Source organism: Providencia sp. PROV236 (assembly GCF_033676985.1).
Taxonomy (GTDB): Bacteria; Pseudomonadota; Gammaproteobacteria; order Enterobacterales; family Enterobacteriaceae; genus Providencia; species Providencia manganoxydans.
This window is the reverse complement of the sequence record NZ_CP096297.1, coordinates 1,228,563-1,243,475: the sequence shown is the minus strand read 5'-3', so window position 1 is coordinate 1,243,475 and position 14,913 is coordinate 1,228,563. Positions and strand designations below refer to the sequence as shown.

Annotated in this window: 11 protein-coding genes; 4 read left to right on the top strand and 7 right to left on the bottom strand. The window is 40.3% G+C overall.

The window, feature by feature from the left end; all coding sequences use genetic code 11:
- Positions 1–160 precede the first annotated feature (160 nt).
- Both M1E96_RS05345 and ybaL read left to right on the top strand, forming a co-directional pair.
- Positions 161–1,384 (top strand): MFS transporter, encoded by a 1,224-nt coding sequence (locus tag M1E96_RS05345; RefSeq protein WP_369427406.1) that lies wholly within the window; start codon positions 161–163, stop codon positions 1,382–1,384.
- Positions 1,385–1,742: 358 nt separating this feature from the next.
- Positions 1,743–3,485 carry a YbaL family putative K(+) efflux transporter gene (gene ybaL / locus M1E96_RS05340; RefSeq protein ID WP_272580206.1) on the top strand — a complete coding sequence of 581 codons (1,743 nt, stop codon included), beginning with the start codon at positions 1,743–1,745 and terminating at the stop codon, positions 3,483–3,485.
- 176 nt (positions 3,486–3,661) lie between these two features.
- On the opposite strand, the gene M1E96_RS05335 is transcribed toward ybaL, so the two are convergent.
- The 4 genes from M1E96_RS05335 to M1E96_RS05320 form a co-directional block, all read right to left on the bottom strand.
- Positions 3,662–4,006, bottom strand: a complete 345-nt coding sequence (locus M1E96_RS05335) for a DUF1937 family protein (RefSeq protein WP_272580207.1) — start codon at positions 4,004–4,006, stop codon at positions 3,662–3,664.
- Positions 4,007–4,112: 106 nt separating this feature from the next.
- Positions 4,113–4,889 carry a DeoR/GlpR family DNA-binding transcription regulator gene (locus tag M1E96_RS05330; RefSeq protein WP_140181739.1) on the bottom strand — a complete coding sequence of 259 codons (777 nt, stop codon included), beginning with the start codon at positions 4,887–4,889 and terminating at the stop codon, positions 4,113–4,115.
- 36 nt (positions 4,890–4,925) lie between these two features.
- On the bottom strand, positions 4,926–6,155 hold the full coding sequence (locus tag M1E96_RS05325; RefSeq protein WP_272580208.1) for an NAD(P)/FAD-dependent oxidoreductase: 1,230 nt from the start codon (positions 6,153–6,155) through the stop codon (positions 4,926–4,928).
- Positions 6,152–7,552 carry an NAD(P)/FAD-dependent oxidoreductase gene (locus tag M1E96_RS05320; RefSeq protein ID WP_272580209.1) on the bottom strand — a complete coding sequence of 467 codons (1,401 nt, stop codon included), beginning with the start codon at positions 7,550–7,552 and terminating at the stop codon, positions 6,152–6,154. The genes M1E96_RS05325 and M1E96_RS05320 overlap by 4 nt, the downstream gene beginning before the upstream one ends.
- Before the next feature lie 399 nt (positions 7,553–7,951).
- Here M1E96_RS05320 and M1E96_RS05315 point away from each other — a divergent pair, with 399 nt between their 5' ends.
- Positions 7,952–9,391, top strand: coding sequence for an FGGY family carbohydrate kinase (locus M1E96_RS05315; protein WP_272580210.1), 1,440 nt, complete (start codon positions 7,952–7,954; stop codon positions 9,389–9,391).
- A 25-nt stretch (positions 9,392–9,416) separates the two neighbouring features.
- Entirely contained in the window at positions 9,417–10,667 is a 1,251-nt protein-coding gene (gene eutH, locus M1E96_RS05310; protein WP_272580211.1) for an ethanolamine utilization protein EutH, read from the top strand.
- A gap of 485 nt (positions 10,668–11,152) precedes the next feature.
- On the opposite strand, the gene M1E96_RS05305 is transcribed toward eutH, so the two are convergent.
- The 3 genes from M1E96_RS05305 to hemH all read right to left on the bottom strand — a co-directional run bounded on the left by M1E96_RS05305 (position 11,153) and on the right by hemH (position 14,859).
- Complete coding sequence (locus M1E96_RS05305) at positions 11,153–12,466, bottom strand: inosine/guanosine kinase (protein WP_272580212.1); 1,314 nt, start codon at positions 12,464–12,466, stop codon at positions 11,153–11,155.
- 176 nt (positions 12,467–12,642) lie between these two features.
- The gene (gene wzz(fepE) / locus M1E96_RS05300; protein ID WP_140181749.1) at positions 12,643–13,770 is read right to left on the bottom strand and encodes an LPS O-antigen length regulator Wzz(fepE); all 1,128 of its coding nucleotides are present in this window, start codon (positions 13,768–13,770) and stop codon (positions 12,643–12,645) included.
- Positions 13,771–13,893: 123 nt separating this feature from the next.
- Entirely contained in the window at positions 13,894–14,859 is a 966-nt protein-coding gene (gene hemH / locus M1E96_RS05295) for a ferrochelatase (protein ID WP_140185810.1), read from the bottom strand.
- Positions 14,860–14,913 lie beyond the last annotated feature (54 nt).

The following is a 14,913-nucleotide window of genomic DNA, read 5'->3' as shown; positions in this document are numbered from 1 at the left end:
AAATCACCCCTTGTTTCATTAAATTGAGACATCAATCAAATTAATCTAGTTAGTGATTTTTTTACCCGTGATATTTATTGATTCAAATAAATTATATATGGGTTATATTGATAACAATTATGTAACACCATTCTGCAACCACAACCAGAAGTTAATCATTATGAGTGAACAAGCAAGTAACCCCGGTAATACCACGCCATCTAAACCTATAGGCAAAACAGGAAAAACGGTTTTTAGTATCCTGAGTGCGATCAGCTTTTCTCATTTGCTCAATGATATGATCCAATCGCTGATACTTGCTATCTACCCATTATTGCAATCCGATTTTTCACTAAGTTTTGCACAGATAGGGTTGATCACCCTAACCTATCAAATCACCGCTTCGTTATTGCAACCAATTATTGGCTACTATACTGATAAGCATCCACAACCATACTCATTGCCAATCGGAATGGGCTTTACCCTAACGGGGTTATTGCTGCTAGCCATGGCGGAAACTTTCCCTGTGATTTTGTTAGCCGCAGCATTAGTGGGTACAGGATCTTCGGTCTTTCATCCCGAATCATCGCGAGTTGCACGTATGGCCTCTGGTGGGCGTCATGGTCTCGCTCAATCATTTTTCCAAGTCGGAGGGAATTTAGGTTCCTCTTTAGGTCCATTATTAGCAGCACTAGTGATCGAACCTTATGGTAAAGGTAATGTGGGCTGGTTCTCATTAGCAGCACTTTTAGCGATTGTTGTTCTATTGCAAGTAAGCCGTTGGTACAAACAACGGCACCGTGCTGCAAGCAAAAAACCTGCTCATCATATTGAAATTAAAGTTATTCCTCGTAAGGTCGTCATTGGCTCATTAACGGTACTATTGATTTTGGTGTTTTCTAAATACTTCTATTTAGCCAGTATTAGTAGCTATTACACTTTTTATTTAATTGATAAATTCGGCGTTTCAGTACAAAACGCACAGATACATTTATTTATCTTCTTATTCGCTGTTGCAGCAGGCACCATGATTGGTGGCCCTGTAGGCGACAAGATTGGCCGTAAATACGTTATTTGGTTTTCTATCTTAGGTGTTGCGCCTTTCACTTTGCTGTTACCACATGCATCTCTTTTCTGGACAAGTATTTTAACCGTTATCATCGGGTTGGTACTGGCATCCGCGTTTTCGGCTATTTTAGTCTATGCTCAGGAGCTGATCCCCGGTAAAACAGGTATGGTTTCAGGGCTGTTTTTTGGATTAGCATTTGGTATGGGAGGCGTTGGTGCGGCGGTGCTAGGGCAAATTGCTGATAAGACAAGTATTGAACAAGTTTATCAATATTGTGCTTTTTTGCCATTACTTGGCATTTTTACCGTATTATTACCAAATCTAGAACAAAAATAGTTATTTTTCTTTATTTTGCCCATAGTTATCAAAAAATAAGTATGGGCACATCTATCTATATCCCACTTAAAACTCAACAAAAAATCACATAAATGACATCTTTGTAACGATTTAGCACTAAAAAAGCACTTTTATTTAAAAAACATTGAAATTTTTTAAGGAAATTTTTCTCAAATAACGCTAAAATAGCAATTCTGCTATTCACAATATAAATTAATATCCCAAAGTAATTAGAATTGTAGCCTGTCGAAAAGTGACTTAATTCCTAAATTGCATAGCTAAATATGTAACTGGGGCGGATGAACGAAACCAACAACGCTACGGTTCGAAGTATGATGGGAATTTTAGAGGAGACTAAATGGAGCATTCTACGCCCTTAATCACAACCATTGTTGGTGGTCTCGCCCTTGCATATTTGTTAGGTATGATCGCTCAGCGATTAAAAATATCCCCTCTCGTGGGCTACCTTGCAGCTGGTGTTTTAGCCGGTCCTTTTACACCGGGTTTTGTTGCCGATACGACTCTCGCTCCTGAATTAGCTGAAATTGGCGTTATATTGCTAATGTTTGGTGTTGGTTTACACTTTTCGTTAAAGGATTTGTTAGCGGTTAAAGCCATAGCGATTCCAGGGGCTATTGCACAAATTGCCGTTGCTACACTTTTAGGTTTAGGCCTTTCTACGCTATTTGGTTGGGGAACGTTCTCAGGGATTGTTTTTGGTCTGTGTTTATCCACCGCCAGTACCGTTGTATTACTGCGTGCCTTAGAAGAACGGCAGCTTATTGAAAGTCAGCGCGGGCAAATAGCTATCGGTTGGTTGATCGTTGAAGACTTAGCCATGGTACTGACGTTAGTTCTATTACCAGCTGCTGCTGCTATTATGAATTCTGAACAAGCAAGCTTTAGTGAATTACTGTTAGGTCTTGCTTGGACTATTGGTAAAGTTGTTGCCTTTATTATCATTATGATAGTGATTGGTCGTCGTGTTATTCCATGGATTTTATCACGTACGGCTTCAACTGGTTCTCGTGAACTATTTACTCTTGCGGTGCTTGCTTTAGCACTGGGGATCGCCTATGCAGCTGTTGCCCTATTTGATGCCTCTTTTGCCCTAGGTGCTTTCTTTGCCGGTATGGTACTCAATGAGTCTGAGCTGAGCCATCGTGCGGCACAAGATACGTTACCATTGAGAGATGCATTTGCAGTTCTGTTCTTTGTTTCTGTTGGTATGCTGTTCGACCCTGTGGTATTGCTTGAGCATCCATTAGGTGTGATCGCAGTTCTCGCAATTATTATTATTGGTAAGTCAGCGGCTGCATTATTATTAGTCCGTATGTTTGGCCATTCGCGGCGAACAGCACTCACTATATCCGTCAGCCTTGCACAGATCGGTGAGTTTGCCTTTATCTTAGCAGGTATGGGCATGGCACTCGGTGTCATGGATAAAGAGGCACAAAACCTTGTGCTCGCTGGTGCGATTGTCTCGATTATGCTAAATCCGGTATTATTTAGCTTACTGGATAAGTACTTAGAAAAAACCGAAACTATCGAAGAGCAACTACTCGAAGAAACACTAGAAGAAGAGACACAAATCCCTGTCGATATTTGTGGTCATGCAATTATCGTTGGCTATGGTCGTGTTGGTGGAATGCTAGCGGATAAACTGCGCCGCCGTAATATTCCATTGGTCGTGGTTGAAGATACGCGAGCGAAGTTTGAAGAGCTGGCAGAAAATGGTTTTAGCGCTATTTTAGGCAATGGTGCAAATAAAGATATTATCAGTCTTGCACGTATTGAATGTGCTAAAACGCTCTTATTGACGATCCCGAATGGTTATGAGGCAGGTGAAATTGTCACCCACGCTAAAGAACTCAATCCTGATATTTCTGTGATTGTGCGTGCCCACTATGATGATGAAGTCAGCTTTATTAAAGAGCGTGGCGCTGATCATATCATTATAGGTGAACACGAAATTGCCAAAGCGATGGCAACTTTTATGTGTAATGATGTGACTGAATATGGTTGCTCTATTGATGATGAACCAACATCAAAAGAGGCTGAAGCAAAAGATCTTGCTCAGTACCTAAAACCCTCTCATTAATGATAATACGAATAAGGGAAGCTTTAGCTTCCCTTATTTAAAATTGTTGACCAAGCAATGTTTTTCCCACTCCGTGTTATCATCCGAAAATCAATGAGTTGGTTTCCTAATTTATTTTAATTAAAAATCTCTTGGCGATTTATAACTTATTAATACTGATAACACCTGTTATTGCGTTAAAAGTGTTGTAAAAACTCCTCATAAGTCCAAACTGGCATGCCTTTTTGTTTAAAATAATCTATCTCTGCGGCAACTCCACTGCTTCTATCCCAACCATCAAGTGTTAAGACGATTAAGCCATCACAACGGGAAAGAAAGGCCATATCAATCTCTGACCAAGTAACTTTTTTCCCTTGCTGTAGTAAATACTTGTTAATTGGATGCGTCATCGTAATTTGGCTATAAGTTGCAATACCTTTTAGTGCCAGTTCAGCAGCGACTTTAGTACATTCTTGAAAACGCATTTCAACCACACTACTGTCTGGATCTGAGTAAGGACACGCAATAAAGTACAGTTTCATAGTTAACCCCTGGTGTTGGTTAATTAAATTTTGGATAAAAAATCCATAAAGAATAAAAAAATATTATTCTTTAATAAGATTTTTATTATTTTTTTAGTACAAATTATTATGTGAGTTCTGCCACAATAATCTTTGTTTTAGAACGTTTTTTATTATCGGTTAATTTAAATTCTTTACAGGTTGTTATTAAATAATCAATATTTTCCCACCCTGTCACAACATTAATCGCATGCTTATTTGTTTTAGTCGAATCGGCCAATACCATTAATTTGTCGCTATTTTCCATCATTTTCTGTGCAATGGCAGCTTCATCAACATGTTGATCCATCACGCCATGTAAATGATGTATTGCACCAGCCCCAATCACAGCATAGTCAGCAAAAAATTCAGTAATATTTTTTAATGCGATCCCACCTAAGCAAGCATTAAGAGCGGCATTAAATTGCCCACCAATTAAAATGGTTTCTATTGTTGGGTTCTCTTGTAATGTATTTGCTAATAACGGCGAATTCGTAATGACTGTTATATTATCAATCAATTTAACCCTCTGGCTAAATTCAAATGTTGTGGTGCCAAAATCGATAAATAACGTGTCACCTGGCTTGATCAACGATGCCGCTTTCACGGCTATCGCCTTTTTCTCATCCACAGCAGCTTGGGCTCGTTCAGAAAAATTACGCTCAAATTTTGATTGAATATTAACTGCACCACCATGGACTTTTTTCAATAATTTTTGAGATTCCAACTTACTGAGGTCTCGCCGGATAGTCTCTTGCGCAACATCAAATTGCTTAGCAAGATCCTGTACATACACCTGCCCTTGAGTCGAAAGCAACTCGATAATAGTTTGGTGCCGTACCTTAGAAGAACGCCCCTCAGACATAGTTTTACCCTTCTCAATTATTTAACATTTACAGCACTATACAACACTGATGCAAATTTCCGTAGCATCAGGCTTAATTTTTGTTAAATCAATACCTTTCAATAGGATACGACGAGTCGGTAAGCAACGAATTTTTTTCTTATAAAGAACTGTATTACCCGCAACCACTTGAATAGTTCCCGTGAATGCTGAATTCACTTTAATATTAAAATCAACTAGTTCAATTTTCTGGCTCGTATAATCAATACATGCAGGTACGCTAAATCGAATTGGTTCAGCAAATTTCACTGGGATCCGTGGTGTATGTCTAACGACCTCTTGATGATGGTTTTCAAGTAAATCTTCTGCAATATATTGTCCCGTTAATATGCCCTCTTGATAGCACTGATCCCCCATATCGGCAGGATGCAGCATATTCCCCGCAGCATAGTAACTCGGGTCAGAGCAACGACTAAATTGATCGGTGACTGGTTTTCCTGTACTCGCATCAAAATCAAGGTGACTTTTACGGATCAGGGTATTTTCGCCGACAAAACTGCCAGTAAAAATAACAGCATCACAGGTTATTTTCTGTGTTTTACCTGCGGTCTCAATAACCACATATTCCACACGCTCTAAGCCACCAATCTCAATGATCTTGCTATTAAGATACAAAGGTGTGCCCATTGCTTTAGCAAATAAGGTTGCAGCTTTAAACGCTAATATTCGCTCACCGCTTTCTATCATTGCCTGAGCTTTAACCCCTGCATTCTTTAACGTCCACAAGGCAGAAAAACTGACTAATTCACTTCCCACGATAACTGGGTTTAAGCAAGGCTTTTTCCCTTTGAGATACACAAATTGCTGTAATGCCCCCGCAGTTAATACACCTTGAGGGCGCAGCCCTGATACTAATCGAGGATGGCGCGGTGTTTCACGAACACCAGTGGCAATTAAAATACGTTTCGCCCGCATTTCAACAATACCATCAGGCGTTGAAACCTTTAGCACGCCTTGCGGTAGTATATCTATCACCGTGCTACGGGTAAAAATAGCCGTATCACCAAGGTTGCTGACAATTTTTTCAGCAAATTGGTTACCTTTCATGGGTCGTTTAAACGCTAATAAGCCAAAAGTAGGATGTTGACAGTGACGAGGAACACCGCCAGCGTGGGCTTCACGCTCTAAAATCGCAATATTGTGGATCCCACGACGACGCAATGACAGCGCCGCACCTACGCCAGCAGGACCGGAACCGATAATAATGACATCATAATTTAAATTCATTTTACCGCCTCCACGGCTAAGCTGTTGTCAAAACGACCATTAATAATTTCAGCCACTTGACTACTGCAATAGAAACCATTACAACGCCCCATCATGACTCGGGTTCTGCGTCTAAGCGCACCAAGACATTCAGGTGGTATATCGGAATCAAACGTTGCTTCTATTTCTCGTTGAGTCACGAGTTCACAATGGCATACAATGCCACCATTATTTTTGCATTGATAATCACGTTGATGATAATCAGACAATACTGGCATTTGCGGCCAAATGAGCTCAGTGGGTGGAGACAATTCAAATAGCGGTTCGAAATTTTGCTGATACAGTGAGGCGAGATGGCTTGCTACCCCCAGTGCTGAAGTCAGCCCTGTTGAACGGATCCCACCAGCACATATCCACTGTTTATCAGGATAATCAGCGATTTGATAATGTTTTTCTTGCGTAGCAGGCCGTAAACCCGCATAGGTTGCCGTCACACTATAATTATGAAGTGATGGCAACATATTTGCTCCCTGAGAAATCAAATCTTCAAGCACTTCCTGTTTAACTTCCGCTTTCCAACGATCTTGCTGCTCTTCTGCGGTAGGGCCTAGTAATAAATTGCCAAAAATGGTTTTGCACAGCAAAACGCCTTTGGTTATCGCGGTTGGCACAGGTAAGATAATGGCATTAATATCCGCCGCAGCGGCTTTGTCATAAACTAAGAATTGCCCTTTACGTGGTTTTATTTGGAATGGCGATGGATGACATATCGATTCAACAATATCACCATTAATACCGGCACAATTGATCACCAATCGGGCAGAAAACTCACCTTTTGATGTGGTTAATTTCCACAAACCGCCATTCAAACTGCCCGCAGTTACCTCACAATGAAATTGATACTCAGCTCCGTGCTTTACCGCTTGGGTTAAATAAGCCAATGGTGTGCTCCATGGGTCTATCACCGCTTCCCCCGGAACAATCACCGCCGCTAACGCCCCTTCGGCTAATTTAGGTTCACGTCGATAAAGCTCTTCTTTATCAATCAAAGCCACGTCCATCACATTGTTGGTGTGTGCTTGTTCAACTATGCCTTCCAGTTTGCTAAGTTGCTCATCATTCCAAGCAACGACTAGAGCGCCAGTTTCCAATATAGGTAAATTCATTTTATGTTGAATTTGTTTAAATTCCCGATATCCCTCTTGCATACAAGCGAGTTCAAGGCTCCCTGGTGGGGCGTCAAAACCTGTATGTAATATCGCACTATTCGCTTTACTGGCACCTGACAAAATATCACCGCCTCGTTCAAGCAATAATGTTTTAGCACCCATCAATGTAAACTTACGGGTCACCGCACAGCCAATGACACCACCGCCTATGACAATGACATCCCAAATTTTTTTATTATTAATATCCATGGCTGAGATCCTTTACTTAACACTTGCACACATAAAACCACACAATAACCACAATAACAACTCAAAAAACAACACAAACATCAAACAAAACCCAAAACCATTCCACATTGTTGCTTTATTGTGATATTTGTCACATCAGTGAAACATAATGTGAGTTTTTTGTGGATTTTATTTCCGATTGAACGATAGTAAGCAAAAAAACAGACCAATTTACAACATTTAGGCTCAACAGAATTCAAGACATACAGACCGTTGCTAAAAGAGGGTTATCATTCGAGTAAACGTACTCAACAAAGCGACAAGTGAATAAGTCGTTAGAAACGTGACTGATGCGAATGAGCGTATTCAACAAAGTTGCAACTTGAAGTATGACGAGTATAGAGATGAGGAAACGATGCGATGCTCAATCAACGTTACGCTGCAATCGATCAGGGAACTACGGGAACCCGGGTTGTCGTCTTCGACGAAAGCGGCCACTATCATTCCCCAATGAGTATTCCTCATAAGCAGATCACACTGAACAGTGGTTGGGTGGAACATGATCCTGAAGAGATACTGGCAAATATATTAAAGTGCTTATATAGCTGTGATGTAGTTGATGCGATTGGTATTTGCCATCAAGGTGAAAGCATTGTTGCTTGGGATGCTGATAGCAAGCGCCCACTCTATAACGCCATTGTTTGGCAAGACTTGCGAACAGAGAAAACGATTCAGCAACTTAAAGATGCCGGCTTGGGGCCTATTGTGCAGGCTAAATCAGGGCTACCACTGGATCCTTATTTTTCTGCCAGCAAAATGGGATGGATTATTAATAATGTTGTCGGAGCCAAAACATTAGCAGATAAAAACAAGTTACGTATTGGCACTATGGATGCCTTCTTTTTAGATCGGCTATGTGGTGTCTATGTTACCGATTATAATTCAGCTTCACGAACCTCATTATTGAATATCCACACATTACAGTGGGATGAACAACTGTGTGAAATATTTGGCGTGCCAATCCATTGTTTACCACCATTACGTGACAATATTGGCGATTTTGGCGCGATTAATCTTGATGGCCATTTAACGCCTGTTACGGCAATTATTGTCGACCAATTCGCAGGAACATTCGGACATGGCTGTCGTGATAAAGGTGATGCAAAAATCACCTTTGGTACTGGTGCCTTTCTACAAGCACTAACCGGGGCTGATATTCCTCAAACTCATGAAAGCGGATTATTGCCAACACTTTGTTGGAAATTCCCTGATGAACCTCCCGTTTTCGGCTTGGATGGTGGTGTTTACAACGCAGCCTCTGCAATTAACTGGGCTAAAAAAATTGGCTTATTTGAGCAATTTGATGAGTTAGCCGATTTCAGAGCTGAACCCGCCATCAAACGCGGTTTAGCCTTTGTTCCCGCACTTTCTGGATTAGGATGCCCCTATTGGGATCGTAGCGCCGCAGGGCTTTGGGCTGGGCTATCCCTAGATACCGATAAAAAAGACATGATGCAATCCGTATTAGAAGGCATTGCAGCACGCTCCGCAGAAGTCATTTTTGCAATGGAAAAAATTTCACCACTAGGAAAATCAATTTCAGTTGATGGAGGGTTATCGTCCAACCAATATTTCAAACAATTTCTCGCTAATTTATTACAAAAAAATATTGAAACACCAGCAAATCGTGAAGTTACGGCTTTAGGTGCCGCACTGCTCGCCCGTAAAGGGTTGGGGATCTCACACGAGATGACAGTAAGACGTAATGCCACCGTGACACAACCGGATGGCACCTGCATGCAAGGTGTCATGGAGCAATATCGGGATATTATCGCCCGTTCTCGCCAATTAAGACACTAATAAAATAATAAAAGGAAACCCTACTATGGCTGAATTCGGTAATTACATTATTTATTTGATTATGGTGGGCGCTGTTGTCGGCGCCGTCGCCTCAATTGTTAGACCTACCAGTGATTTAGGGAAAGAGTTTGTTAATGGTATTTTCTCCATTGGCCCAGTATTTTTAGCGCAAGCGGGGATAATGGCAGCTGTACCTCTGCTTTCTCAACTTATCTCTTATATACTTGGGCCAGTATTCTCATCCGTTGGCTCCGATGTTTCCATTGCCGCATTATCCATTATTGCGGTTGACATGGGGGGATACCAGCTAGCAGATGCATTGACCACTAACCGCGATATGTGGATCACGGCGATGCTAATCGGTTATACCTCTGGAGCAACTATTGTCTATTTGATCCCTGTTGGTTTAACTATGCTAAACCGCAAAGATCACAAATACCTTGCACTAGGCGCAATGGCAGGGCTGATTTCAATACCTTTCGGTGTATTGGCATCGTTATTATTGATCACCTTCAATAATATCCCTGTTAGAGATATTATCTCGACTAATTCACCAGCAGCACACCATTTGACTCTTGATTTCCTGACCATGCTACAGTACTTAATGCCGCTGTTTGTGTTCTGCTTCTTGCTTGCCGCTGGCTTGAAGTATCGTCCTATGATGATGGTTACCGGCTTTTTGATTTTTGGTAAGATCATGGATGCTTTCGTCAAGCTAGTACTGGCATTCTCGATTGTAGAACACTTTACAGGCGTATTCACAAAAGTGTTTGGGGTGTGGGGTTTCGATCCGCTATTTGCCGATCAAAATGAGTTATTCCGAGCCATCGAGATCGCTGGCTATATTGGCATCATGTTGGCAGGGACTTTCCCTATTTGCTACTTGTTCCAGCGCTACTGCAAACCTTTAGTTCGTTCGCTTAGTCGTCGTTTAAAGTTAACCGAAAGCGGGTCGTTAGGTTTTATCATGGTAATGGCAAATATCATCGCAACCTATCATTTATTTAAAGATATGCGTGCAAGAGATAAAGTACTGTGTGTGGCATTTGGTGTTTGTGCTCAAGCAACCATTGGTGACCACTTAGCATTCACAGCAAACTTCCAGCCAAATCTTGTGATCCCAATTTTACTGGGCAAACTGGTTGGCGGTTTCCTAGCCGTCTTCATCGCTATCAAAATTTCAGTACCACAAGCGATGCGTTATGAGGCCGAAGATGAAAAAGCACTGGAGAATGCTCATCAGGAACAGCCAATAGCCGTTGCGAAACAAGCGTAATCTTTTTAATAAATAGTACGTTGGTAACACAACATTAAAATTATTGATGGAGTGGGATAAAGCATGACCTATCCCACTCCGTATTCACAATTGAGCGCCAATAGATTTATTTTTCTTATTTGTTTCAAATTATTAGTCAATTCTGTCAAAAATACCCTATCTGCTAGTCGCCTAAAAACACAGTTGACTCTTTTTAAATAAAGATCAATTAGATAATATTTGCTTTCTCTCGTGATACTATCAGCGATGATATTTAATCCTGAAATAAATCTAAATAAGAAACATCAATAATAAATTTATTCATATTTTCTTCATTTTTTAGAACATATGAGTAGCTATACTTAATCTCGCCTAAACCATTATTGATGATATTTTTTGTGTCCTCCTTCCCCCACTGTGTGGGGGTTTTTTCTTTTTCTCCCCACAAAAAAATACCCCAAGGCTTTACACCATGAGGTATTGTTTATACAAATACTTCGTAAAAATTATCGTTCCCAGTAAGATTCTTCTAAACTATCTTCTTTTTCTGGTAAACCCCGTGTTAAACGCGGTGAATGTTGAGAAAGTACTTGATAACTAACACGATTAGCATACTTACATACTTGCGCCAGAGAAGAGTAAGTTAAGTATTGACGGCTATGTTTACTTGAATTAGGTACATTCATGCGATGATAGGAATTAGCCGTAATATCATGTAATAAAGCCGATAACGCACCATCACCTGCGCCATTCGTGTTCATGATTTTTTCAGGCCCCCCCATGTAAGGCTCAATGTGTGAATAGATGCGCATTGGAACATCACAATCCTGTCTACGCATAGCTCGACTAAATTCATACAAATTAAATTCAGCAATCGCTCCCGGTAGCAACGGGTGTTGAGTTGTTCGTTTAAAAGCCTCTTCAGTGTAACCGGCCATATAAAGCCCTGATGGCCCTGCGGTACACAAAACAAGATCAACCCAATTTAGTGCCATATCAGAGGCAAGTAAGGGATCATTAAAACCAGTGAGTTCTAATGCTTCATCTTCATTCATTGCTACTACTGATACATGCTCTGCAAGAAAATCACGCCAAAATTGCGGATCTTGTGCAATCACAAATTTAGTCCCTAACGTCAATACCACAGGGACATTGTGTTTTTTAGCATAATGGATCGCTTGCATGGTCGCTTCAGGCATGGTCTCACCGGGTTTACAGCGTACTAAGTAAGCGGTTAATACTAATGCTGAAGCGCCTGCAATAATTTCTTCTGGAATACTTTCAGGGCGTAAGCGATTCATATGCCCCGGACTAATGGCAAATGTTCGTTCACCGTTTTCAGTAATCAAAGTAAAACAACGCCCAATAGGCCCATCAACCCCTTGCAAGTAGTTGAGATCCATACGACTTGAGGTATGGCATAGGTATCGGTAAGAATAGCTTCCTATTTGAATGTTGTTACACATCGTACCCAACAAGACTGAACGGTCATCAGCAAGCACTGAATAGTTGTGCAGTGTATTGCCAATAGTGCCCCCCGCAAACTCATGCGTAATTAATGAATTACTGGTTAACTCTTCATACAGCGCTTCTGCTGCATCATCCTCAATAACTAACGAATGACCTTTACTGAGCTGATAACGTTCAATAAACGAATCATCGACTTTAGCTTCAATATCTACCAAGGTTTGGTCAATGCCGACAATATAAGATTTGCAGTTTTCACTGTCATCCATACGTTCTTTAATAGGCTGTAACAGCGGATCTTTAAGACTAACAGGAAAGTAATGCTTTGATTTACGTTGACCGGGGAATTTCATAGTGAACAAGTTTGAAAGTATACATTGAGGGCTATTCTAGCACGATAAATAAAAGCCGGCACCTCTCATGAAGGTACTCGCTTTGTATACTCTAAATCGTTTGAGGTGCAGCTAGGCTATAAGTGAGTGTAGCCTAGCTGTACCTCAAGGTATAACCAGTATAGCGAATGTATTGGCTATTTAGTCAGCGTGTTATTTTTTTTAAAATCACGATATAGCTCGCGAGTTAACACATATGAGCAGCTTAAGATCATAGCTAAGATAGCACTCAGAGCAACAATCAATGCAGATTTTGGTGAATCCTTTTTCGTCGGTAAATCAGGCGCTAAAATAAATTTAATTGGCATAAATTCGATAGTATCAATATCCAATTCAGAGAGGTTTTTGATATAGTGTTGGCGAATTTGTAAGTCTTCGCTCAACAATGCAATATCACGGTTTTGTAGCTCAATCGCCAGTTTTTTCTCCAGTGCCTCAGTCCCTAATGCGATAGGATAATCAGGATCATCACTGATAATTGCAGAATCCGTCACAATAGGCTTACGTACACCCGCCGCTTTAGCGATATCAATAGCGCGTTTCAACCTTTCAACTTTGACATCATATTCAGTACGAATTTTAGTCACTTCCTGTTTGAAAGTTTCATTGGCAAATACTAACTGACGCGCAATTGCATTTTGAATATCGAGTTTAAACTGTTCCCTGACCTTTGTTGCAGTATAGCGGACATAGCCCGCTAACAAGTCCTGAGCCTCAGAAGGCTGCGGTGCAGTAAACGTCAGTACGATGTCGGTTGACGTACTATTTTTCTCTTTTGACTGATCTTGGATTTGGATGCTATTCGCGATAATGGTATTAACCAAACGTTGGTCACCATTTTCTTTATCAGCAGGATCAACTTGTTCAGCTAGCTTTTTATAGTATTCAGTACTACGAACATAAGCTTCTTGGTTAACCTTAGAACGATATTGATCAACAAAAGCACTAAATATTCGTGACGCTGATAAATCAATTTTGACATCTAACACTGTTAATTGGGCACCCAATGTATTGATATCTTTGATTTCTTCAGATGATGGCGGAATAATAACCGCCGTACTACTCCATTTTTGTGGTAACTGAGTGACCACTAATGCACTGATAAGTGTGATAACAACAGTGATAGCGATAATAAGAAGTTTATTTCTCACTAAAACAGCAAACAGGGCCATTAAATCAATTTCATCGCTTTGCTGCATATTAAATTGTGGGACCTGTATTTTTGCGGCTGTTTTACCATCCTGCGATTCTTTATCAGTGCTCATATAATTTCCAATTAAATACCAAATTAAGAATACTACTAATTTTTATATCGGCTAGTATAATGATTTTTCCAATTTATGATATATCGATTAACACCCGTTTTTATCTCAATTTAAAAGTTAAAGCTATCTAATTTTACTACTAATAAGTGATTTAAATAAGTTAATATTGTCATCACTATCATTTAAAGCCGGTATATAGTGAAATGACTTTCCGCCGTTACTTTTGAAAAAGTGTTGATTTTGCTCACTAATTTCTTCCAGTGTTTCTAAGCAATCCGCAGAAAAACCCGGACATATTACCTGAACTGACGTTACTCCTTTATGAGGTAATTCGTTCATTGTTTCATCAGTATATGGTGTTAACCAAGGCTCTCGGCCAAAACGAGATTGATAAGTCATCAATATACGATCTTGTGGATAGTTTAATCTTTGTTTAATTAAATCGGTCGTTTTTTGACAATCTTGTTCATATATATCGCCAGTTTCAATATATCTTTTTGGGATCCCGTGAAACGATATGACTAATCTATCGGGCTCACCATGTTGTGCAAAACTTTTCTCAATAGAGTTCACTAATCCCTGAATATAATCGGGGTGTGTTGCGTAATGACGAATAAAATGTAATGACGGTATTGTACGCATCTTTTTAAAGATAGCAGAAATGCCATCATAAACCGCTGCTGTCGTTGTACAGGAATATTGTGGATAAAGTGGCAACACTACTAACTCTGTCACCCCTTGGCTCATCAGTGCATCAATCGCACTTTTTAAGGAAGGTGAACCATAACTCATTCCGACTTCCATTGGGATATTAGGGAAGTGCGGAGCAAGTTTTTCCTTTTGACGTAAAGTATAGGCTAGTAATGGCGAACCTTCCTCTGTCCAAATAGATTGATAGAGCTTAGCCACTTTTGGTGAGCGAAAAGGTAAAATAGCACCGTGTAAGATAGGCTTCCAAATAAGCCGAGGAACATCAATAACACGCTCATCACTTAAAAATTCTGCGAGGTAACGCTTAACTGCTGGGGTTGTTGGGGAATCAGGGGTTCCTAAGTTAACCAATAAAATGCCATATTTACATTCAGACACGATGATTACTCCTTAATGATAATTATTCCCAACTTTATAACACATAATACAATC

Excerpts from the sequence above, each read along its gene's own strand:
- M1E96_RS05345 (WP_369427406.1), top strand. The coding sequence starts at position 161 with ATGAGTGAACAAGCAAGTAACCCCGGTAATACCACGCCATCTAAACCT.
- ybaL (WP_272580206.1), top strand. The coding sequence starts at position 1,743 with ATGGAGCATTCTACGCCCTTAATCACAACCATTGTTGGTGGTCTCGCC.
- M1E96_RS05335 (WP_272580207.1), bottom strand. The coding sequence starts at position 4,006 with ATGAAACTGTACTTTATTGCGTGTCCTTACTCAGATCCAGACAGTAGT.
- M1E96_RS05330 (WP_140181739.1), bottom strand. The coding sequence starts at position 4,889 with ATGTCTGAGGGGCGTTCTTCTAAGGTACGGCACCAAACTATTATCGAG.
- M1E96_RS05325 (WP_272580208.1), bottom strand. The coding sequence starts at position 6,155 with ATGAATTTAAATTATGATGTCATTATTATCGGTTCCGGTCCTGCTGGC.
- M1E96_RS05320 (WP_272580209.1), bottom strand. The coding sequence starts at position 7,552 with ATGGATATTAATAATAAAAAAATTTGGGATGTCATTGTCATAGGCGGT.
- M1E96_RS05315 (WP_272580210.1), top strand. The coding sequence starts at position 7,952 with ATGCTCAATCAACGTTACGCTGCAATCGATCAGGGAACTACGGGAACC.
- eutH (WP_272580211.1), top strand. The coding sequence starts at position 9,417 with ATGGCTGAATTCGGTAATTACATTATTTATTTGATTATGGTGGGCGCT.
- M1E96_RS05305 (WP_272580212.1), bottom strand. The coding sequence starts at position 12,466 with ATGAAATTCCCCGGTCAACGTAAATCAAAGCATTACTTTCCTGTTAGT.